The 20,918-nt window shown below is 53.0% G+C and carries 21 protein-coding genes; 14 read left to right on the forward strand and 7 right to left on the reverse strand.

The window, feature by feature from the left end; translation table 11 throughout:
- Nucleotides 1-86 precede the first annotated feature (86 nt).
- Together AC6I9Z_RS13520 and AC6I9Z_RS13525 are read left to right on the forward strand one after the other, a co-directional pair.
- A complete protein-coding gene (locus AC6I9Z_RS13520) occupies nucleotides 87-1,514 on the forward strand; it encodes a spinster family MFS transporter (protein ID WP_461456299.1) in 1,428 nt (475 codons plus the stop codon).
- Between the two features lie 30 nt (nucleotides 1,515-1,544).
- A complete protein-coding gene (locus AC6I9Z_RS13525; protein ID WP_461456300.1) occupies nucleotides 1,545-1,979 on the forward strand; it encodes an acyl-CoA thioesterase in 435 nt (144 codons plus the stop codon).
- Between the two features lie 3 nt (nucleotides 1,980-1,982).
- On the opposite strand, the gene AC6I9Z_RS13530 is transcribed toward AC6I9Z_RS13525, so the two are convergent.
- Genes AC6I9Z_RS13530 through AC6I9Z_RS13540 form a run of 3 tightly spaced genes read right to left on the reverse strand, consistent with a single transcriptional unit; the run spans nucleotide 1,983 to nucleotide 4,124 of the window.
- Nucleotides 1,983-2,765, reverse strand: coding sequence for a crotonase/enoyl-CoA hydratase family protein (locus AC6I9Z_RS13530; RefSeq protein ID WP_461456301.1), 783 nt, complete (start codon nucleotides 2,763-2,765; stop codon nucleotides 1,983-1,985).
- Nucleotides 2,766-2,808: 43 nt separating this feature from the next.
- A complete protein-coding gene (locus AC6I9Z_RS13535) occupies nucleotides 2,809-3,432 on the reverse strand; it encodes a 2-hydroxychromene-2-carboxylate isomerase (protein WP_461456302.1) in 624 nt (207 codons plus the stop codon).
- A 2-nt stretch (nucleotides 3,433-3,434) separates the two neighbouring features.
- Entirely contained in the window at nucleotides 3,435-4,124 is a 690-nt protein-coding gene (locus tag AC6I9Z_RS13540; protein ID WP_461456303.1) for a glutathione binding-like protein, read from the reverse strand.
- A gap of 327 nt (nucleotides 4,125-4,451) precedes the next feature.
- Between AC6I9Z_RS13540 and AC6I9Z_RS13545 the strand changes: the two genes are divergently transcribed.
- The 5 genes from AC6I9Z_RS13545 to AC6I9Z_RS13565 all read left to right on the forward strand — a co-directional run bounded on the left by AC6I9Z_RS13545 (nucleotide 4,452) and on the right by AC6I9Z_RS13565 (nucleotide 8,933).
- Nucleotides 4,452-5,564, forward strand: a complete 1,113-nt coding sequence (locus tag AC6I9Z_RS13545) for an MBL fold metallo-hydrolase (RefSeq protein WP_461456304.1) — start codon at nucleotides 4,452-4,454, stop codon at nucleotides 5,562-5,564.
- A 123-nt stretch (nucleotides 5,565-5,687) separates the two neighbouring features.
- Nucleotides 5,688-6,806 carry a TIGR03032 family protein gene (locus AC6I9Z_RS13550; RefSeq protein WP_461456305.1) on the forward strand — a complete coding sequence of 373 codons (1,119 nt, stop codon included), beginning with the start codon at nucleotides 5,688-5,690 and terminating at the stop codon, nucleotides 6,804-6,806.
- Between the two features lie 157 nt (nucleotides 6,807-6,963).
- A complete protein-coding gene (locus tag AC6I9Z_RS13555) occupies nucleotides 6,964-7,650 on the forward strand; it encodes a hypothetical protein (RefSeq protein WP_461456306.1) in 687 nt (228 codons plus the stop codon).
- A gap of 123 nt (nucleotides 7,651-7,773) precedes the next feature.
- Nucleotides 7,774-8,229 (forward strand): ExbD/TolR family protein, encoded by a 456-nt coding sequence (locus AC6I9Z_RS13560; RefSeq protein ID WP_461456307.1) that lies wholly within the window; start codon nucleotides 7,774-7,776, stop codon nucleotides 8,227-8,229.
- A gap of 47 nt (nucleotides 8,230-8,276) precedes the next feature.
- A complete protein-coding gene (locus tag AC6I9Z_RS13565) occupies nucleotides 8,277-8,933 on the forward strand; it encodes a DUF2461 domain-containing protein (protein WP_461456308.1) in 657 nt (218 codons plus the stop codon).
- Here the strand turns inward: AC6I9Z_RS13565 and AC6I9Z_RS13570 are convergent.
- Nucleotides 8,930-9,775, reverse strand: a complete 846-nt coding sequence (locus tag AC6I9Z_RS13570) for a class I SAM-dependent methyltransferase (RefSeq protein ID WP_461456309.1) — start codon at nucleotides 9,773-9,775, stop codon at nucleotides 8,930-8,932. The two genes, AC6I9Z_RS13565 and AC6I9Z_RS13570, sit on opposite strands and share 4 nt — an antisense overlap.
- Nucleotides 9,776-9,929: 154 nt before the next feature.
- Here AC6I9Z_RS13570 and AC6I9Z_RS13575 point away from each other — a divergent pair, with 154 nt between their 5' ends.
- From AC6I9Z_RS13575 to AC6I9Z_RS13585, 3 genes are all read left to right on the forward strand, one after another.
- A complete protein-coding gene (locus AC6I9Z_RS13575; protein ID WP_461456310.1) occupies nucleotides 9,930-12,068 on the forward strand; it encodes a molybdopterin-containing oxidoreductase family protein in 2,139 nt (712 codons plus the stop codon).
- Nucleotides 12,069-12,185: 117 nt separating this feature from the next.
- Nucleotides 12,186-12,638 carry a DUF4442 domain-containing protein gene (locus AC6I9Z_RS13580; protein WP_461456311.1) on the forward strand — a complete coding sequence of 151 codons (453 nt, stop codon included), beginning with the start codon at nucleotides 12,186-12,188 and terminating at the stop codon, nucleotides 12,636-12,638.
- Nucleotides 12,635-13,240 (forward strand): TetR/AcrR family transcriptional regulator, encoded by a 606-nt coding sequence (locus AC6I9Z_RS13585; protein ID WP_461456312.1) that lies wholly within the window; start codon nucleotides 12,635-12,637, stop codon nucleotides 13,238-13,240. Before AC6I9Z_RS13580 ends, AC6I9Z_RS13585 begins: the two co-directional genes overlap by 4 nt.
- A gap of 32 nt (nucleotides 13,241-13,272) precedes the next feature.
- On the opposite strand, the gene AC6I9Z_RS13590 is transcribed toward AC6I9Z_RS13585, so the two are convergent.
- The gene (locus AC6I9Z_RS13590; RefSeq protein ID WP_461456313.1) at nucleotides 13,273-14,052 is read right to left on the reverse strand and encodes a methyltransferase family protein; all 780 of its coding nucleotides are present in this window, start codon (nucleotides 14,050-14,052) and stop codon (nucleotides 13,273-13,275) included.
- Between the two features lie 28 nt (nucleotides 14,053-14,080).
- Nucleotides 14,081-15,508, reverse strand: a complete 1,428-nt coding sequence (locus tag AC6I9Z_RS13595) for a hypothetical protein (RefSeq protein ID WP_461456314.1) — start codon at nucleotides 15,506-15,508, stop codon at nucleotides 14,081-14,083.
- A 442-nt stretch (nucleotides 15,509-15,950) separates the two neighbouring features.
- Between AC6I9Z_RS13595 and AC6I9Z_RS13600 the strand changes: the two genes are divergently transcribed.
- Nucleotides 15,951-16,673: a helix-turn-helix transcriptional regulator gene (locus AC6I9Z_RS13600; protein ID WP_461456315.1), complete on the forward strand. Its 723-nt coding sequence runs from the start codon at nucleotides 15,951-15,953 to the stop codon at nucleotides 16,671-16,673.
- Nucleotides 16,674-16,725: 52 nt separating this feature from the next.
- On the opposite strand, the gene AC6I9Z_RS13605 is transcribed toward AC6I9Z_RS13600, so the two are convergent.
- Complete coding sequence (locus tag AC6I9Z_RS13605) at nucleotides 16,726-17,124, reverse strand: hypothetical protein (RefSeq protein ID WP_461456316.1); 399 nt, start codon at nucleotides 17,122-17,124, stop codon at nucleotides 16,726-16,728.
- A gap of 220 nt (nucleotides 17,125-17,344) precedes the next feature.
- Here AC6I9Z_RS13605 and AC6I9Z_RS13610 point away from each other — a divergent pair, with 220 nt between their 5' ends.
- The 3 genes from AC6I9Z_RS13610 to proB all read left to right on the forward strand — a co-directional run bounded on the left by AC6I9Z_RS13610 (nucleotide 17,345) and on the right by proB (nucleotide 20,916).
- A complete protein-coding gene (locus AC6I9Z_RS13610) occupies nucleotides 17,345-18,658 on the forward strand; it encodes an aromatic ring-hydroxylating oxygenase subunit alpha (RefSeq protein WP_461456317.1) in 1,314 nt (437 codons plus the stop codon).
- Nucleotides 18,659-18,742: 84 nt separating this feature from the next.
- Nucleotides 18,743-19,810: a GTPase ObgE gene (gene obgE, locus AC6I9Z_RS13615; RefSeq protein ID WP_461456318.1), complete on the forward strand. Its 1,068-nt coding sequence runs from the start codon at nucleotides 18,743-18,745 to the stop codon at nucleotides 19,808-19,810.
- The gene (gene proB / locus AC6I9Z_RS13620) at nucleotides 19,807-20,916 is read left to right on the forward strand and encodes a glutamate 5-kinase (protein ID WP_461456319.1); all 1,110 of its coding nucleotides are present in this window, start codon (nucleotides 19,807-19,809) and stop codon (nucleotides 20,914-20,916) included. The genes obgE and proB overlap by 4 nt, the downstream gene beginning before the upstream one ends.
- Nucleotides 20,917-20,918 lie beyond the last annotated feature (2 nt).

The raw sequence follows: 20,918 nt of genomic DNA on the forward strand, positions 1-20,918 counted from the left end.
GCAATTTATTGAAAAACCAGACAATGCGTGCTGGACTTGCAAGACAGATCAGGCCATCATCTCAAAAAACAGATTTAGGAGATGATATGAGCGCAACCCAGGCCCAGGGCTCGCCCACCACGAATACCGGACAGGCATTTGGTACGAGTGGTTATCGAAACTACGTTCTGTTTTCATTACTTGTTGTTTACACGCTCAACTTTATCGATCGCGCCTTGATTGGCGTTATCTCAGAACCAATCATTCAGGAATTTCAGCTCACGGACTTGCAGTTCGGCTTGCTTTCGGGCTTTGGATTTGCCCTGACCTATACGCTTTTCGGAATTCCGATCGCACGGTTTGCAGAGCGATATAATCGGGTTCGCATCATTGCATTCAGCGTCATCTTCTGGTCGGTCATGACCGCACTATGCGGTCTTGCAGGAAGCTTTCTTGCCCTTTTGGTGTTTCGTATCGGTGTTGGAATCGGTGAAGCAGGTTGCACGCCGCCAGCCAATTCGATCATCGCAGACTATTTTCCACCGCGAAGCCGGGCGCGAGCGCTCGCCATTTATGCGATGGGCGTTACCCTCGGTAGTGCATTGGCGGCGGCTTTTGGCGGTCCGATTGCAGAGATTTTTTCCTGGCGTGAGGCGTTTATAATATTGGGTTTGCCGGGCGTTCTCATTGGCCTGGTTGTTTTGTTCACGATCAAGGAGCCACCGCGCGGCTATTCTGACCCTCCCGGCACGCCGCAGGTTGAGAAGCTGGGCTTTGGCGAAACACTGAAAAGACTGAGCGGAAACCGCAGCTACTGGATCAACGCCTTGGCTGCGACGATTGTCGCCTTTGTTGGTTACGGAGTTTCCAGTTTCCAGGTGTCGTTCTTTGTTCGTGTGCATGAACTGAGCATTGCCGATGCCGCCCTCCAGCTGGTTCTTCCCGTATCGCTCGCAGCAGCGGCCGGAACCTTTGGAGGAGGATATGCGATCGAGAAGCTAAGTGGTCGCTTCGTCAACGCCGTGGCCTGGGTCCCAGGCTGGTCGCTTATCCTGTCGCTGCCGCTCTATTGGATTGGCTTTTCAACAAACAGCCAAGCGACGGCATTGGTCATGCTGATCGTAGCCGCCTTCCTGCACTATACCTATCTGGGTTCGCAATATACGATTGCTCAAGGTGTGGTCGATGTCAAAGCACGGGCGACGGCAATCGCCATATTACTGTTCGTGGTCAACTTGATCGGATATGGCCTTGGCCCTCTGTTTGTTGGAGCGATCAGCGACTATCTGTCCGCATCCTATATCGGTAGCAATGCCGCTTTGGGTGGTCAGATGACACTGGAACTCTGCAAGGGCACCGATGCGGACATTTTGGCCGCGGGCAGCCAGGCGGTACTGGAAGCCTGTCGTCAAACTACTGGTGAAGGTGTTCGGGATGCACTGCGCTTTACAGCCATGATTTACGGGCTTTCCGGCCTTGCTTATCTATGGCTCTGCAAGCATCTGCAAAAAGACCTGCTCGCCAAAATGAACTAAGCGCTCAGAGAAAAATTCCGAAGAGTACCTATGTCCAAGCCTGAACCCTGGCAGCTGTCAAAGGCAAGCTATCCCTTTTCCAATGTCACCCAGACGCGCTTTGGTGATATGGACCTGCTTGGTCATATCAACAATGTCGCGATGGCTGATCTGTTCGAAAATGGCCGGGTCCGTTTCAACCGGTCCATGGGTATGGAAAACCGCGCGGATGGCGACCGCTGGCTGATCGCTGCGGTGCAGATCAACTATCTGCGGGAAGCCCATTTTCCTGAGGATGCAGAGATTTGCAGCGGCATTGGACGCATCGGTAACTCGTCATGGGATATCTTGTCGGCTGCCTTCCAGAAGGACCTGTGCGTCGCCACCTGCACCACAACATTGGTGCTGACCAACCCGCAGGGTGCCAAGGTGATTGACGGCGAATTCCGGGCGTTGCTCGAAGCGCAGATGGTAAAGCGCGGCTAGGCACTAGTCGTTAAAGTTGGCCGCGCGTTTCTGTATGAAGGCCATGACAGCTTCTTTCTGGTTGGGCGCCCTGCCCACCTTGTCCTGTTCGACGCTTTCCATCATCAGGATCTCGTCTTCGTTCATGTCCGGCAGCTGGTTCATCAACCGCTTCGCGGCCTTGATCGCATCGGGATTCTTGCTCGCAATTTCCGCCGCCAGCTCCATTGCCTTTGCATGCGGATCATCGGCAAGATGCGACACGAAGCCCAGCTCTTTGCCCTCTTCGCCGGAGAAAATCCGGTTGGTGTAGGTCAGCTCCCGCAAGATATCATCCCGCACAAAGCTCCGCCAGGTCGAGTAGCTGCCCATATCCGGGATCAGGCCCCAGCGCATTTCCATAATCGATAATTTGGAATCCGGCGTGGCAATCCGGACATCCGCAGCCGAGGCAAATTGTAGGCCGCCGCCGACACAGGCACCATGAATGGCCACGATTACCGGCGCGGGAAGCCGCCGCCATTGCAGCACGACATGCTGATATTTATTCGCGTTGCCATAGCTACGATCGACCAGACTGCCGGTCGTGCTCGACTGCGTGAAGCTGGCCATGTCCAGTCCGGCGCAAAATCCTTTGCCATTGCCCGACAGCACAATCGCCCGCACATCCTTCATCTCGGCAAGCTTGTCGGTCGCATCGATGATCGCATCAATCTGCTCCGGATCGAGCGCGTTCATCTTGTCCGGCCGGTTAAACCGGACATCGGCAATATGATTTTCAACCGAAATGGTGACGCGTTCTGACATGATTAGGCTCCCGTATTTCTGGGCTATGATTGGATTCGTTCAGTTATTCAATCGCCAGTTTAATCGCTCGATTAACCAACGGCAACTGATCATTGCCAAAATACATCCGTTCGCCACCTTGATAAGGCACAAAAATGCTGGGCGAGCCATAGGCGCCGCGGGCAATTGCTTCCTCGGTATTGGCGCGCAACCTGTCCTTCACCTTCTGTTCCTGCGTCCGCGCAACCAGTGCCTCACCGTCCATACCGATTTCATTGGCAATTGCCGCCAATACCGCTGGGTCATCCAGATTGCGCTGATCGGTATAATAAGCATTGAAAGCCGCAGTCGCGAATTCATGCAGCGCCGGTTGATCGTCTTCCAGCGCGCAACATGCGCGCATCGCGTGCACGGATTTCACCGGATGATGTTCGCTAGGAAAATTCATCGGCACACCGGCCAATGCCGCCCAGTCTTTCATCACCCGAAAGCTGTGCACGAATTTCGGATTATCGGGATTTTCGCGCGCGGCATAGACGCTTTGGTTCACGGCGTTGAACACTCCGCCGACGAGAAACGGCTTCCAGACAATGTCTGCGCCGTTTTCTTTGATAATCGGTTGGATATTGTGGAAGGCCAGACAGGTCCATGGGGATGAAAGATCGAAGTAAAATTCAACTTTAGTCATGCTCATTCCCTTATTCCGAATAATGTCTTGCGCACTTCGGCATCATCCTGTGGATTGCGATTAATCTTGTCACGGCCCAGCGCCATGCCGCGCCGCAATCCCTCACGTTGTTTCAGCGTCTCGTACCAGCGCTTCACGCTCGGAAAATCTGCCAGATCAATTTCCTGCCGCTTGTACGTTTGCACCCACGGGAAACAGGCCATGTCCGCAATGCTGTAATCCTCTCCCGACAGATAATCATGACCCGCGAGCCGACCATCCATCACACCGAACAACCGTAGCACTTCATTGCGATAGCGCTCGGTGGCATAGGCAATACGATCCGGTGCGTAGAGTTTGAAATGCCCATGCTGCCCCATCATCGGGCCGAGCCCACCCATCTGCCACATCAACCATTCGGTTGAAGCAATCTGGCCGTGCAGATCGGCCGGCAGGAATTTCTCTGCCTTGTTCGCCAGATAGAGCAGAATCGCACCCGTCTCGAAAACACTGACCGGTTCATCGCCTTCGATCGGATCATGATCGACTATCGCCGGTATCCGATTATTGGGGCTGATTGCCAGAAACTCCGGTTCAAACTGCTCGCCAGCGCCAATATTCACCCATCTGACATTATAATCGAGCCCACATTCCTCCAGCATCACACTGATTTTCCAGCCATTGGGCGTGGGAGCAAAATAAAGGTCGATCATTGCAGGTTACTCCACACAGAAAGGAGACAAATTATACGCGATATGGGGCTGAAATTCGATTGAGTCGAGCGATCTCGATGATGAATGGAACTCGGGAATCAGATAGGCATGCAACAGACATAAGCCATGGTCGCACAAAAGCGGTCTTGTGGAACAGAAAAATTGTGGGAATTTGTGTCTGGCAGGAACACCGCAGCAGTTTGTTTTCGGAAATTCTGCTCCGGGCCGCAAAAGGGAACATCGGTATTTGGAGATAGTGACCACCGTGCTAGAAACACTAAATCTTGCTCGAACAACGCAGGATCAAGCGGGGGCAGGAAACCGAAAATGAAAAAATTACTGAATGTTCTAAAATGGATCGCATTCCTGTTTCTTGGTATCGCTGTCTTCGTTGGAATATTGGCATGGTATCTTCACACCGATATTTCAAAAGAACGAAAAACCCGACTTCAAGATTCAGAGCATTATGTCGATGGTGCATTTGTAAATGAGGAACGTCAGGCCGAAAACGAGCTTGGCATGGATTTCCTTGGGGAACAGTTTTTTGGCGAGCAGCAGCGAGAACCGGAAGGTTCCGTTCCGGTAACTCCTATAGATGTCAGCGATTTGCAGAATAGTCCTCGACCGGGTCTTCGATCTACCTGGCTTGGGCATGCCAGCGTATTGGTAGAAATTGACGGTTATCGCATTTTGACCGACCCGGTGCTGTCGCAACGAGTGTCACCTTTCCAGTTTATCGGGCCCAAACGAACGCACAAAGCACCGCTTGAGCTGGAACAACTGACTGGTATTGATGCGGTCGTAATTTCCCACAATCACTATGATCATCTGGATGAAGCGACAGTCCGGCATTTGGCGACCCAAGGTACGAAATTTTTTGTTCCACTGGGGGTGGGACAATATCTTGAAGACTGGGACATTCCAGCGACCCAGGTGATGGAAATGGACTGGTGGCAAAGTGCCAGTATCGGTGAACTGACGATTGTCGCCACGCCCAATAGACATTATTCAAGTCGCGGGTTGCTGGACAACAAAGCGACGCATTGGAGTTCCTGGGCAATTTCGGGAGGAGCTCACAAAGTTTTCTACAGTGGTGATAGTGGTTATTCCAAACTGTTCGCCCAAATAGGAAAGCAGCTGGGTCCATTTGATTTGAATATCATAAAAGTGGGTGCTTATGGTCCCGGTCAGTCGTGGAGTGATATTCATATGACGCCAGAAGAGGCTGTCCAGGTCCATTTGGATGTGGGCGGCAAACGCATGCTTCCGGTACATTGGATGACGTTTAATCTGGCTCTTCATGATTGGGATGAGCCGATCGACCGTGCCCTGAAAGCTGCCTCCGACAAGAAAGTTGAAATACTGACGCCGACTATTGGTGAGGTGGTTGAGGCGGATCAACCGCATGTGAACATAAAATGGTGGCGGGATGTCGATTGACAATGCGGACGCCGGACTCCCTTTCCTCTGCACGTGGCCAGGAAGTGAAATTTGGCTTGCCTAGTGGGAGGTATTGCCTAACCACATTGCCAACTGAAAGCGATTGGGGATCGGAGGCTTGGCGTGAGTGATACAAAAACCGTAGAGCCAGGCAACACCAACAAACCGACCCAGGCACCCCCCACACCGGCAGAAGAAGCCGGCAAGATTGATATTAGTTTCTCACAAGGTCTGGCCGCATTTCTGGCGGCCAATAATATCTCGATAGGTTTTACCTCTTACCAGACCGGTCGGCTTTATCTGGCCGGTCACGGGGCAGATGGAAAGCTGGCGTTGCATGAAGCCCTGTACCCCCAGGCCATGGGTTTATCCGGCGACGCCGATCGCATTTACCTAGGCACGCTGACCCAGGTGGTTCGCATGGAAAATGTGCTGGCACCCAACCAGTTGGCAAATAACGCACATGACAAGGTCTTTGTTCCGCGAAATATGCAGACCACGGGCAATGTCGATATTCACGAAATCGGTATCCGCAAAAACGGTCATATTATCTTCGTGAACACCCGACATAGCTGTCTGTGCGAACCCAGTGTAACGCACAGTTTCAAACCCATCTGGAAACCGGATTTTATCTCCAAACTGGTGCCAGAGGACCGCTGCCATCTCAACGGATTGGCGATGGTCCAAGGCGAACCCAAATATGTGAGCGCTGTTTGCCAGTCCGATGTGGTTGATGGCTGGCGCGATCGCCGGCATGATGGTGGAGTTATCATTGATGTTGGCAGTAACAAAATCCTGACCGATGGGCTGTCCATGCCGCATAGCCCCCGCGAATATGATGGCAAGGTCTGGCTGTTAAACTCAGGCACGGGTGAGCTGGGGTGGCTGGATCCCATCGATAATAGCTTCACGCCCTTTGCTTTTTTCCCCGGTTTCTTGAGAGGGCTGGTTTTTCAAAATGAGCATGCCTTTGTGACATTGTCCAAGCCGCGGCATGAACGTTTCGAAGGACTGGAGCTCGACAACAGGATGAAGGAAAAAGATGCCGACCCCTGGTGCGGTATTCAAATAATATCCTTGGGCAGCGGCAATATCGCTCAATGGTTGCGCTTTGACGGCGCGATTACGGAGCTGTTCGACATTTGCGTCCTGCCGGGTGTAAAGAATCCCATAACCCTTGGCCCCAGCTCGGTAGAGATCAGGGACTTCATAACCATCGAAAACCCTGACAGGCCGATCTGAGCTGTTTGATCACATTCTTGCGGCAGTAGAGCGATCCGGTGATCAGTCAGAATGGATAACCTGAAAATAAACGCGTTGCGATTTTGACATTGCAGGATCGTCCTGTTTCTATGGCTCTGCGACCATGTTCTTTCAGTTCAGAAACGGAAAAGCTACAATGAAACTCACTCTCCGCTCTGTATCGCTGCATCTTGCGCTGATTTCATCCTGCTTGTTTGCATCCGCCCCTGCCATAGCTCAAACACCGTTAAAGCGCGCGCTGAACGCAGCAGAAAACGGTCCAGCCTATTCCTATGATATCAGCTATGTGACGCGCGAAATGAATGCAGCCGGACGGATTAATCCCAGCCGCCCTGCTGGTCAGCGGGTAAAAGTGTCCCGACCGGCAAAATCCACCTGGACCGATGAGTTCAAAAAAGCCGTCAAGGAGATCGAGAATAACGGTTATAAGGGCTTTTGGTGCAGCGAAATGGCAAAAAGTATTCCGGCAAGCGCGCGGCTCGTCAGTCAAACCGCCACGACTGCGACCTACGCCTTCAAGCCGCTACCGGACCCGGAAGAAAAGGCCAGCAAGAAATTTGTCAAGCATCTGACCGGACGGGTCACAGTGGACAAAAAGGCTCCTGCAATCTTAACCTACAGCTTGACGGCCTCGAAATCTTTCAAGCCAGTCATTTTTGCCCGAATTAATCAGTTTAATCTACAAACAAGTTGCGCCAGAGCGCCAGACGGGCGGACCTATGTAAAAAGCTCTAAAGTCGCGGTTTCGGGCTCCGCACTCGGCAAGAGTTTCGACGAAAAGACAACCCGAACGCATAGCAACCTGCGACAGGTGTCTCGTTAGAACAACATTAGGCCGGAGGATAGTCGATCACCCGCTAAACTTGCATAACTCGTAAATTTAAGTATGATGTTATATCATTACAATCATTTATCGGAGTAATAATCAAAACGGGAGAGAGATAAAATGCCAACTTATCGACCAAAGTTTCGCCAACATGGTATCCGCGCTTCCGACAGCCAGCCGATGTCGCAACTGAATATCACACCGCTCATTGACGTGCTTCTGGTCCTCTTGGTCATGCTGATGCTCTCCATTCCCATCGCTACCCACAAAGTCGAGATCGCCTTGCCACCGCCGATCCCTGGTACCGGTGAGCCGCCGAAGGTTAATGTTCTGCGCATAAACAATGCAGGACTAACTCTTTGGAATGGCCAAGCTGTGAGTGAAACGCAGCTTAAATCGCGACTTGCGGGGATGATCAAGGATCCCGACAAGCCACAGCTCCATATGCAGACCGATGCCAATGCGCGCTATGAGGTATTTGATCACACCATAGCCACCGTCAAACGATCCGGTGTTCAGGCAATTGGATTTGTCGGAAACCGACAGTTTGAAAAATGGGATAGCCACCTGAATTGACTCCCCCCTTTCGGGCTGACAGACTAGTTTTCCAATGGGAGACTACGATGATTGGCCCGGAACTTTTTGACTTCCTGCGGGAACTGGAACAAAATAATGACCGCGAGTGGTTCAAGGCGCGCAAGAAACGCTATGAAGCGGAAGTCGTCGATCCGGTCACCGATTTCATCGTCAACATGGCACCCCGGATCGCGGCGATAAGCCCGCATATAACAGTTGATCCCCGTCCCAATGGCGGCAGCCGTTTTCGCATTTATCGCGACACGCGTTTCTCGAAAGACAAGAGCCCCTATAAAACCCATGTCGGCTGCCAGTTTCGCCACGAAGCGGGCAAGGATGCCCATGCGCCTGGCTTTTATGTCCATCTCGGCCCGGGCGAAGTTTTCTTCGGTGGCGGCGTCTGGGGACCAAAGGGAGAAGCGCTGCGCAGCATCCGTCAACGCATTGTCGACAAACCGGCGCGCTGGGAAGAAGCCGTCGAGGGCATTGATCTTCGCGGTGATCAACTGGTTCGCGCACCCAAGGGTTTCGATCCCGACCACCCCCTGATCAACGACCTGCGCCGCAAAAGCTTTTTCAGTTTTCAGGATGCGGATGAAAAGATCGCAACATCAGCAAAGTTTGAGGACGCGGTCGAGGCGCAGTTTGAAAAGGTCGCGCCGCTAATGGGATTTGTCGCCGATGCTTTGGGCGTCGAGTTTTAGGTATTTTTTGCCAGAAGAAAATGAGTCGTGGTTGGCGATCTTAACGTTCCATCATCTTGCACATATTGGCGGACCGCATCGGTTAACTCGGCGATAATCGTCTCGATCAGTTCGTCCGCCGCGTCATCTTCCGGATCAATGACCGCTTGTAACGCGCCGTCGGCATCTGGACGGCCAAGAAAGATTACATCGAACAGCACAAAGTCGCGCACCGCTGGCAAAGTCGTTATCATCTCCCGGCGCTCAACCGCTTGTACGTCAAGTCCGGCTTGCTCGGCGACCGACCGGATTTCCTCCGGATCGCCATAAGAGAACGGCGCGATCGGGACAATATCGCTGCCGATGTTGCGCGCCAATATATCCTCGAAAGCGCCAAAGACCGGATTGCCATCATGCGCCAACGTCCAGACAGCAGCTCCCAATCGACCCCCGGGCTTCAACACCCGTGCCGCTTCGCGCAATGCCAGCACTTTATCTGGGAAAAACTGTAACCCCTGCTGACATAGCGCCACATCAAAAATGTCCTCATCAAAGGGTAATTCGAGAGCACTCGCGACCTGAAACTTCGCACGCAGCGCATAATCTTTTTCCCGTTGCAGGGTTTCCGCCTTGGCGATCATTGGTGGTGCGACATCTACTGACGATATTGTTGCCACCTCAGGCAAATCAGAAAGCTTGCGGGAAACAACACCCGTACCACAGGCAATGTCGAGACAGGCACCCGAAGCCGCAACAGCTTCGATAAGCGGATCGGACCAAGGCATGAACAGCCCCTCCGATAGATAGCTTTCATATAGATCCGGCGGTGTTCGTCCCGCGATAAAGTCGCTTATCAATGACATTGTCGGCTCCCATCTCCCGTCCGTCATCTAACATATATGATATTGGGAAAACAGGCGCACCGACACCGGCGGTTTTCCTGCCGGATGATCCAAACAGTTTTGTCAGTCGCTCCCATGGAAGTCCATGATAAACTCACTGTCATAGGAGATTACTATGGCCGTCGAGACCAAGAGAAGTTTTTGCCGTTTTTGTCATGCCAGCTGCGCAATGCTGGTGGATGTTGAGGATGACAAGGTCGTTGCCGTGCGCGGCGACAAGGAAGATCATTTGTTCAACGGCTATACCTGTATCAAGGGTCGTCAGCTCACCGATATGCACAACCTGCCCAACCGGATGATCACCAGCAAAATCCGTCAGGAAGACGGCACGTTCAAGGACATTACAACGGCAGATGCCTTGGCACTGGCCGGCGCGCAGATGAAAAAGATGGTCGAGGAACACGGCCCCCACAGCATCGCAGTCTATTGCGGCACCAATGCGTTTCAAAATAGCGCTGTGCTTGGTACATCTTACGCCTTTGCGCAGGGCATTGGCTCCCGCAACTGGTTTACCAGTGTTACGGTTGACCAACCCGCCAAAGTGTTCACCACGGCCCGCTATGGCATGTGGATGGGTGGCGGTAATGCCTTTACGGAATCAGATGTCGCGATGTTTGTTGGTAACAATCCGATCGTCTCCCACTATTCCGGGGGCATGCCGACATCCTCTCCGTCTCGCGGCCTGCGCGATGCCAAGGAACGCGGTCTGAAGGTGATTGTTGCCGATCCGCGGGTCAGCGACATGGGGCGGCTGGCAGACATTTACCTGCCCGTGAAACCGGGCGAAGACCCTGCCCTGCTCGCTGGCATGCTCAATGTCATCTTTGCGGAGAAACTCTATGACCAGAATTTCGTCGCCGCCCATGTTGATGGCGTTGAGGAACTGGAAGCCGCCGTCAAACCGATGACGCCTGATGTTGCGGCACAGCGTGCCGGTGTGGATAAGGAAGAGCTGGTCAAGGCCGCCCGCATGTTTGCCGGCGCCAATAAAGGCCGCGTTGTCACGGGGACAGGCCCGGAAATGGCGGGCAATGGCACATTGACCGAATATCTCGTCGCCTCACTCAATATCCTGTGCGCGCGTTTCAATCAGGAAGGCGAGAAAGTATCCGCCCCGATGGTTTTCAATCCATTGAGCGGTGCGCCCAAAATGGCTCAGGTCGCACCGCCCACCCCGATGTTCGGTGAAGGCTTTGCCAAGTCCCGCATTCGCGGTTTGGGCATGTTGGGCAAGGAAATGCCTTGTAATGTGCTGGCCGATGAAATCCTCACCCCCGGCGAAGGCCAGATCAAGGCGCTGATCTCGATTGGCGGTAATCCCGAAATAGCTTTCCCCGATCAACAAAAGGTCCGCCGTGCACTGGATGAATGCGAACTTTTCATCCAGATCGATCCATGGATGTCTGCCAGCGCCAAGCGCGCCGACATCATCCTGGCACCCAGCATGTGTCTGGAGCGTGAAGACATCAACAATGTCTCCGATGCGTTCACGGAGGAGGCCTATGCCCATTATACAGAAGCCATGGTCCCCGCCCCCGGCGACACGATGGATGAATATGAAATGCTCTGGTGGCTGGCCAAGCATATGGGCATCGAGATGAACTATCCCGGTGGCCCGGTTTCAATGGACGAATGCCCCGACAAGGCAACAGTTCTTGACTTGATAACCGAAGGCTCGTTGCTGAAACCCAGTAAGGCGAAAACAGATGCGGCGGCACTCGAACGCAAGGGCGCGGCGATCACTTATGACGAGTTGCACCCGGTTGTCGGCCCTGCTGACCCGGACAGCGAAAACCGTTTTGATCTCAATGCCGGAGCTATGCCGAGCGAACTGATCGACTATGCGGCCAATGATCCGGTGAAAGATGGCTTTGACTTCCGCCTGATTTCCCGCCGGTCGAAGCATCGCTATAACAGCAACGGCCATCCCTTCCCTAAACTTGTCGAGAAAATGCCGACTAATCCCGCCTTTATCAATCCCGATGACATGGCCAAGGCGGGCATTGATGATGGCGCGATCATCGAAATCACCTCGCCCACTGCATCTATCTTCGGCATGGCCAAAGCAGACGAAAAAGTCCGCCCCGGCGTCATCTCTATGAGTCATGCCTTTGGCGACAGTGAGGCAGGCAAGGTTGATGTGATGACCAAGGGTGGATCGACCAACCGGTTGATTGTCGACAATGATCATCTCGATCCGATTACCGGTCAGGCGGTGCAAAGCGCGATTCCAGTGCGGGTAAGTGCGGCTTGATTCACCAAGTCAGGAAATTGGAGTAGCCCTCTCTCGTTCCGGCCTTTAAAAAGTCTTCAATTGACAATCGAGCAGCTGCCTGCAATAAATATATCCACTGGATATATAAGGGCCGCTATGACACCATATGACATGATCCGGGAAAGCATTTCCCAAACCGTTCCATTTGCCAACCATACCGGGGTTGAGCTGATTTCAATAGAAGATGGCGTGGGCGAAGCATTACTGCCTGCGCAAGACGTGACGCTCAACCACATTGGAAGCCAGCATGCCGGTGCGCTGTTTACGCTCGGCGAAGCGGCATCCGGTGCTGCGATGGCGGGAGGTTTTGTATCGGTTCTGATGACGGTAAGGCCGGTGGCGGCCAATGCCTCCATCCGATATGTAAAAGTGGCCAAGGGTCCGATCCGCGCGTTTGCGAAACTGTCCCAGCCGGCAGAAAATCTGCTGAGCGCGCTGGATGAAGCTGGCAAGGTCCAGTTTGCCGTGGAAGTTTCCATGCGTGACGAGGCGGAAGAAGAAGTTGCGACCATGCAAGTCGACTGGCACGTTTCGAAGGCGGCTACTTGACCAAAGAATCCCGCGATAACTATCATCATGGGGACTTGCGCCAGGCAGTGCTCGACCTTGCACGCAGGCGTATTGATGAAGGCGACGCAGAGAAGCTGAGCATGCGATCTCTGGCCACCAAGATCGGCGTGGCACACCGCGCGATTTACAATCACTTTGCCGACAAGGACGCGTTGCTGTCGGCGGTCGCTGCTGGTGGTTATCATGAGCTTTCCGGTCTTCTCGCCAAGACCAGGAATGCCGCGGAATTTGTCCGCGCCTATGCGACATTTGCACTGAACCACCGTCACCTTTACACGGCCATGATGAACCGCAGTTACGCACAGTTTGAAAATGTGCCCGAATTACGCACCGGTGCTGATGCGATGATCGCTACGTCGATAGCCGTGCTTGCGCCCGACCAAGGCAGCGACGATGACAAACGCAGGGCTGTGATGCGTTACTGGATGCTCGTTCATGGCGGTGTTGGACTTCACAGCTCGGGCACACTCAAGGACCGCCCGGACGAAGACTTTATCAAGGAATTGCTTGCAGTAGCTGACTTGGGACCCCCACCCGACGAAGCTTCGCAGGCGCTCTGGTCGACAAAAAAGACACTCTAAGTTAAATCTGCATCCGTTTGTTGGATTACTGATCAGGATTTGCGCTCCGAGACAACCTGAACTGACGGGCGCTTGGCAAACGGCACAAAAGTCGGGACACGGTCACGATAATCGCGATAAGGTTCTCCTATCTCCTCAATCAGGTCCGCTTCCTCAAACGGTGTCGCCAACAGGATGTAAGCAAGGGTCGCGCCTGCAAAAACCAAATGGCCGACCGTGAAATGCGGCGTCATGAAAGGCGCAAGCATCCAGCCGAGACTGATCGGATGACGGACCAGCGCATAGAGATAACGCGCGGTCATTTTGGATGGCGCGGGCTTCGTCTCCCGGAAATTCTGCCAGGCTTGCGCGAGCCCCAGAAAACCAAAATGGCCGAAGTGAAACGTCGCCGCGACCATCATCATCCATATGCTGATATATCCGGCATAGATGAAACCGGCCGCCAGCCCGGACTCCACATGCCATATCGTGATCGGAATGGGCTGCCAGAACACGACAAGCAATGCCGTCATCGCCGCAGTCATATACAGATAGGTTGCGCGTTCGATCGGCGCCGGAATGATCTTGGTCCACCAGCGCTTGAATGACGTCCGCGCAGTAACCGAATGGTGCAGACCGAAAAGCGCGATCAGTCCGGCATTGACCAATATGGCGGGCCAAAGCGCAAGGGATTCGTCATCCGTTGCGCTTTGGCCGCTTATCCCCTTGGGCACGCCAAAGTCGATCAGAAAACCCATGATGTAGACAAGCACGGCCATGCTGAGGGCATAGGCACCGAGGGCGTAAATCAGCATCAGGCTTTTGCGTATCATATCCGTATTCCTTTGGCTCGCGATAGACCTATGACCAGTTTTTCTGATGATCCGCGTGGGTTTTCAGATAGGCGCTGTGATCAAAATAAGTGTCATAAAAACCGGTATCGAGCTTGTGCGCCTGAAGATACATCAGCGTCAAGATAGCCGGAACTTTAGCTGGAAACCGGCCGAACGTATCCTGCACATATTGCGCCATCGTCGCCACGCAATCGACAAACTCATCGTTGATCGGTGCCGCGCTTCGGCGGACAGCGTCAGTCTCCTTATAGTGGCCAGGCGTATTACTGTTGAATGGACCGCCTTTACCAAACTTGCGTTCAACCACTGACTCTACTGCAGCGCGCATATCCTTGAAATGGGGCTGGCAATGCCCCTCCAATATGCCCTCCAGTCCAGTTACGTGCGGCAACGGCTGATCCGGCAACATGTCAAAGCGAAAGCCCAGACCGGGGACATCCGGATCACCGCTGGCGCCCAGCACGCTGAACGGATTGAGGCCGTCATACATCCAGCCGCCAAGCCCCATAGCCTGCAACATGAGTGCACCGGCATAGCAGGAACAGGACAGCTCTACCGTCACTTCATTCGCGCTAACCTGCTCAACAAAAGTCATTGGGTACGGGTTCTCCAGGTCAACCAGATGTTTGAATTTCTCCAGACCCGGGATCGGGCGATTGTTGATATCATCATAGATGCACACACCGCCCTGAACGAAATAGCACAGCGCCATGATGATATGCTGCGCCAGATCTGCGACCGGGAAGATCATCGTGCTGCCCGGCACATTGGCGCACCATTCATTGTGCATTTCCATATGCTCAGGGCGTGTTGGAATGTTCAAGCGACCATCTGCAATCTTGACGATGCGCGACTTGTGCGCATCCAGATAGGCTTTGAGATCAGTATCGCCATTGGGTTTGGTCGCACTCGTCGCCGGCATGTCGCGAGTGGGGAGGAAATAGACGCCTTTGTCATCAGTGTAGAAAAATTCCGTAATCTGGAACCCCGCACATGATGGAAAAGTTCGTCCGCCCGCGGCCCCGGCATAGTTGGGGATGTGCGGCAGATAATTGGGGTTATGGGGGATCAGGTTTGACCAGCCGGTATTGCCTGCAACGGTCGTCAGCAACAACATCTGCTCCAGCTCTGACAGAGCTTCCGGCTTTTGCTTTGACGTATAAGCAAGCGGCCCGTCCGAGATGGATGCACCGCGCGCAAAGCGCCGCGACCGACGGCCGTGAATGGCCTCGATCAAAGGGAAATTCACTGCGTCGACAAGGCCCTTGGGCAAGTCAGGAACGCGATTCAGCAAGATATTACCTTTTGATTTCAGCGTGGCGCCGGCGGCGCTGGCACCAATGCCGGCAAGCATCGTTCCGGCACCAAGCATCGAAGCACCAAGAACCTTGCGCCGCGATGTTCCAAAACGCGTTTTCACTTCATGAGGGGACATGATTTTTCCTTCTAAATTCTCATTGATTTTCTATGTATCCAGTGGATACTTAATAACTGAAACAGGACGTTTCTGTCAACATTCATGATTACTAGGGGATTTTACCACCTTAACCATGACCATGTTTCAATCACTTAAAGGCTTTTTTTCAACATGTTAGTTGAGTTTATCCGGACAAGGTACCGCTCCACCTCAACAAATTGTTATCTGGTAAATTAAGACTTGACCAAAATTTCTAACAGGCTGTGAAATATTCCGGAATAGAGCAATGAATATTGAGATCTGTGGGGATCGAAGGGCAATATTTGGCGCCCTGATCATCAAATGCCAAATTGATCAGACGCAATTGAAGACCACCATGCCCAAAAGAACGCCACGTGATCGCGGGGCAGACCAGAGGAAAATCTGTGGATATGCTTCAAATTGTTGCAAGTGAGGACCAATGCTAACCTTCAATGAAATTGGCAAATTAGATCAATGTGACAACCCGGCCAGTCTATGGAAATATGTTCTGAAAATCGCTCGACAATATGGATTTCGAGCCACTGTATATGCTTGCCCGCCACCCCACAGAAAGCCAACACATCCCGATACCATTATTAGATATGTTGGTCTCTCAGATGAACAATTCCAGAAATTCGCCATCACAGGACTGATCGAACAGGGTCATATCACAACCGAGAACAGCCTTTCAAAAGGCTCGGCATTTCGCTGGACCGAAATTGCCAATTTAACGAACAGCCGACAACTGTTCGAAAATCTTAAGCAAGACGCCAATAGCGCAGATATTGACGAGGGTTGGATATTTCCTGTCTTCGGACCGCAGTCCCGCAACGGACTGGCCTCCTACGGCAAGCCCAATAGCGAGCGGCTCATGGACAGCGAAGCTGGATTGCAATTCCACATTTTTGCGCAGATGGCGCATTTGCGCTTTTGTCAGCTAACACCTGATCTCTATGGAATAGACAAGTCTTTGTCCAAGAGAGAAATGCAGATCATTGCATGGGCCGCAAAAGGAAAATCAAACTCCGAAATCGGTACAATTCTAAAATTATCAGAAAGCTCTATCGACAGTTACATGCGCCGTGCATTTACCAAACTGGACGTGCATGATCGCACATCAGCATCAGTAAAAGCAATAAGCATGGACCTGGTGAGGACGTAAGGCAGTCAAAACCAGCGTTTATCAAAAAAGCGTATCCTTCAAGTACAATAAATCACGGCGCTGACGCCAGACAGTTGTTGAGCCAAGCAGCGATTTGCTGCTTGGTTTTCTCGCTGGCAAGATAGCGAAATTTCGGTGCCGTATAGCGATTGAAATTCTCAAAAACTGCATCGCGTTCGAGAAGGTAATCTACACATCTTTGGCACAAGGACTTCGACCTCTCCTGACGGTCCGATATCGCGCCAATTGTCGTTGATTGATCCGTTTTTTCGGAAACATATATGTCCAGCAAAACATCCCAAATAGGGTCGCCAAATGTCAGGCCTTTGAAGTATTCGGATCGTAATTTGTTTTGCTCAGCGATATGCGCGGTGAAATTGAGATGGGTGACATCAGAATAACTGGAGTTGTCATTGCCTGGAACACTCTCTGTATCTTCTTCTTCGTTCAATATGTCCTCCCACAAACTATTGACCCGGTTATTCGGAGAAATCTTAAAGTATAGAACCACTGATAGTCACGCCCCGAGACCACGTGACAAGACTTTCTGATGAACAGGTCCCATAGTTTTCGCCGCCGATTTTGATACCATAGCGCCGCTGTCTTTCTTCTATCACTATTGCCAATCGACCATATGGTCGTCGTTATGCCATGAAGCGATATTGGGAGAGATGAATAGACTGATGTCGATGGATGCAGCTTATGTTGCGCAGATGAAGCGCCTGATGGAGTGGGAAGCATCGCGCTCTGCGCCGCCGGACGGTTTTCCGTCTCTGCCTGACCTTCCTGCGGGTCGTTATACTTCACAAGCATATTATAATCTGGAACAACAGCATATCTGGAAAAAGAGCTGGCTGTTCGCCGCGCATATTGATGAAATCCCGGAACCGGGATGCTTCATGAAATGGGAGAATACAGGAACACCGGTTATCATTGTCCATGGCATGGACGGTCAAGTACGGGCATTTTATAACACTTGCCGGCATCGCGGGGCGCCTGTTGTTACCGAAGAAAAGGGCCGCTCACCGCGTTTAATGTGTGGCTATCACAACTGGACTTACAAAACCGACGGCACTCTTGTCGGTGTGCCGGAAAAACAGGATTTCCCAGCCGATTTCGACTTTAGTTGCCGCAGCCTGATCCCGGTCAAATGCGAAATGCTGGGCAATGTAATCTTTGTGAACTTTGATGATGACGCAATGCCGCTGAAGCAGTGGCTCGGCCCCGTCTGGAATGACTGGGAAGAATTTCAGTTCGACAAGGTCAAACTCGCCGCGCGCCACTCCTTTGACCTCAACTGCAACTGGAAGGTGGCGATGGAAGCCAATATGGAGGTCTATCACGTCCCCTTCATCCATCCCGAAACCGTTGCGCCACTGGTTGATAGCAAACGTAATGTGAACACCATCTTCCCCAATGGCCATGCCCGGATGCTCGCCCCTGCCCCGCAGGAAACCGACCGCGAGCATGTCAGAGCCGTTGACTCTCCCCCGGAATGGCAAGAGATTGATACGGTCGGCGAACTGGGCCGCACCTGCACGCAAAGCTACACCATGTTCCCCAACTGGGTGTCGCCGCTATCAAATTATTTTGTACCGCCTTTGGTTTTCTGGCCGACCGGGCTGAATACAACCCGGTTGGAACTCGTCACGATGGCGCTGGACTGGGGGGACGGTCCAGCGCCAGACTTATGGACGGTACCGGATGAGAGCAAGCCAAATGGCAGGGATATGAGCCCGATTATCCTGGAAGACACGCAATTTGGCGAGATGATCCAGAAATCCATGGAAAGTGACGGGTTCAAGAGTGTGCCTTTGAGCTATCAGGAAGCGCGTATCTACAGTTTTCATCAGACCTGCGACAAGATGATCGGTCTCGATAACGTGCCGGACGAGCTTGCAGTGGAACAGGTGATCGGTGAAGAATGGGTCCATCCCAATGATCCACGCGTGACCCAAATGGAGCAATTGCAGGCGGCGGAGTGAAAATCTGCGGATGATGCCGCCAGTGATAGCACTGGGTAATCAAGCCTCTAGCTATTCCCTTCACCCTTCCCTAAATGCACAACCATGCATTTCTTAGATCAAGCCAAAATATATGTGAGCTCGGGCGCGGGCGGCCCTGGTGCTGTCAGTTTTCGGCGTGAGAAATATATTCAATATGGCGGTCCGGACGGCGGCAACGGCGGCAAAGGCGGCGACATTATCTTCAGAGCGGTCGAAGGTCTCAACACCCTGATCGACTTTCGCTATACCCAGCATATAAAGGCACAGCGCGGCAAAGGTGGCGCTGGCCGCAATCGCACCGGTGCGGGCGGTGAAGATCGAGTCATCCAAGTACCGGTCGGCACGCAGATTCTGTCCGAAGGCAAGGAACATGTGCTGCTCGACTTCACCCGCGAAGGACAGGAAGAACTGTTCCTCGAAGGCGGCATCGGTGGCCGCGGCAATGCCAGCTATAAAAGCGCGACCAATCGCGCGCCCCGACAGCACCAACCCGGTGAACCGGGCGAAGAAGCGGCGGTCTGGCTGCGGCTCAAACTGATTGCCGATGCGGGTTTGGTTGGCCTGCCCAATGCAGGCAAGTCGACGCTGATCAACTTTGTCAGCAATTCAAAGGCCAAAGTGGGCGCTTATCCCTTTACTACTATCCATCCACAATTGGGCGTCGTCCAGCACAGAGGCCGCGAATTTGTTCTCGCGGATATTCCAGGCTTGATTGATGGCGCTGCCGAAGGGGCCGGCATTGGAGACCGGTTTCTCGGTCATATTGAGCGCTGCAAAGTGCTACTCCACCTGATCGATGCAACCGGCGATGATCCTGTAGCTGCCTGGAAAACCGTGACCAAAGAGCTGGAACAATATGGTGGCGGTTTGTCCGAAAAACCCCAGATTCTAGCACTCAACAAGGCCGATCTGCTTGATGACGAGCTAATGGACGCAATTGCTGATGATCTGCGTGCCGCAGGCGCGGCGGAAGTGTTGCCACTATCAGGTGCGACGGGCCAAGGCATGGATGCGGTACTTGACAAAGTACTTGAAGCAGTCGGGGCAAATAGCTCAATCGAAAAGGCTGACCAACTCGCCAGCGATAGCGATGGCGATGAGGAGGAAAAAGCAGACTGGTCACCGCTGTGAGCTTGCAGGATAAGAAGAAGATTGTCGTAAAGGTTGGCTCATCACTTCTAATCGATTCCGATGGAACGACGCGGCGCGCTTGGCTGGAAACACTGGTTACGGACATTGCGAAGCGCCACCAGGCTGGCGCGTCTGTCATTATCGTATCGTCCGGTTCCATCGCATTTGGTGCACGCAAACTGGGTTTTGAAAAAGGCGGACGCGCCAATCTGGCTGATGCTCAGGCGGCAGCATCAGTCGGACAAATTGCCCTCAGCAGCCTGTGGTCCGAATTGCTGGCAAAACACAACATCACCGCCGCGCAGATGCTGCTGACACTGGACGATATGGAAGATCGCAAGCGCTATCTGAACGCCACGGCGACGCTTGACCGGCTGGTCGACAAACGCGCAGTACCCGTGATCAATGAAAATGACAGCGTTGCGACGGATGAAATCCGATTTGGTGACAATGACCGGCTCGCTGCACGGGTCGCTCAGGCAGCCGGGGCGGATCACGTGCTTTTGCTCTCCGACATTGATGGTCTTTATGACCGAAGCCCGCATAGCACCGATAAGGGCCAATTGATCGATACCGTCGAGCAGGTCGACGAGCGTATATTGGCCATGGCTGATGGCAGCTCTTCATCCGGCTTGGGTTCTGGCGGCATGACGTCAAAACTGGAAGCGGCACAAATTGCCAATATGGCCGGGATTCCGCTGTCCATCATATCAGGACGCGACGATCATCCGCTGCAACGCTATGAAACCAACGGTATAGGAACCCTGTTCAAAGCGAACGGAGGCAAAAATGCCCGTAAAAGCTGGCTTGGCGGCCGGCTTACGTCAGTTGGCACTATCACGGTCGATGCTGGCGCTGCCGCAGCTCTTCAAGATGGTGGCAGTCTCTTGGCGGCTGGCATCGTCTCGGTAACCGACGGTTTTGCGCGCAGTGATGTTGTCGATATTACCGATCCCAATGGTCAGGTGATTGCACGCGGGCTGGCCGAATATGATGCACTGGACTGCGTAAAGATTATCGGGCGGCGCAGCTCGGAACTCGAAGCCTTGCTCGGTTACGCTCCGCGCAGTGCTGTGGTGCACCGTAACCAGATGGTGCTGGTGTGAAG

The organism is Parasphingorhabdus sp. (genome assembly GCF_059726685.1).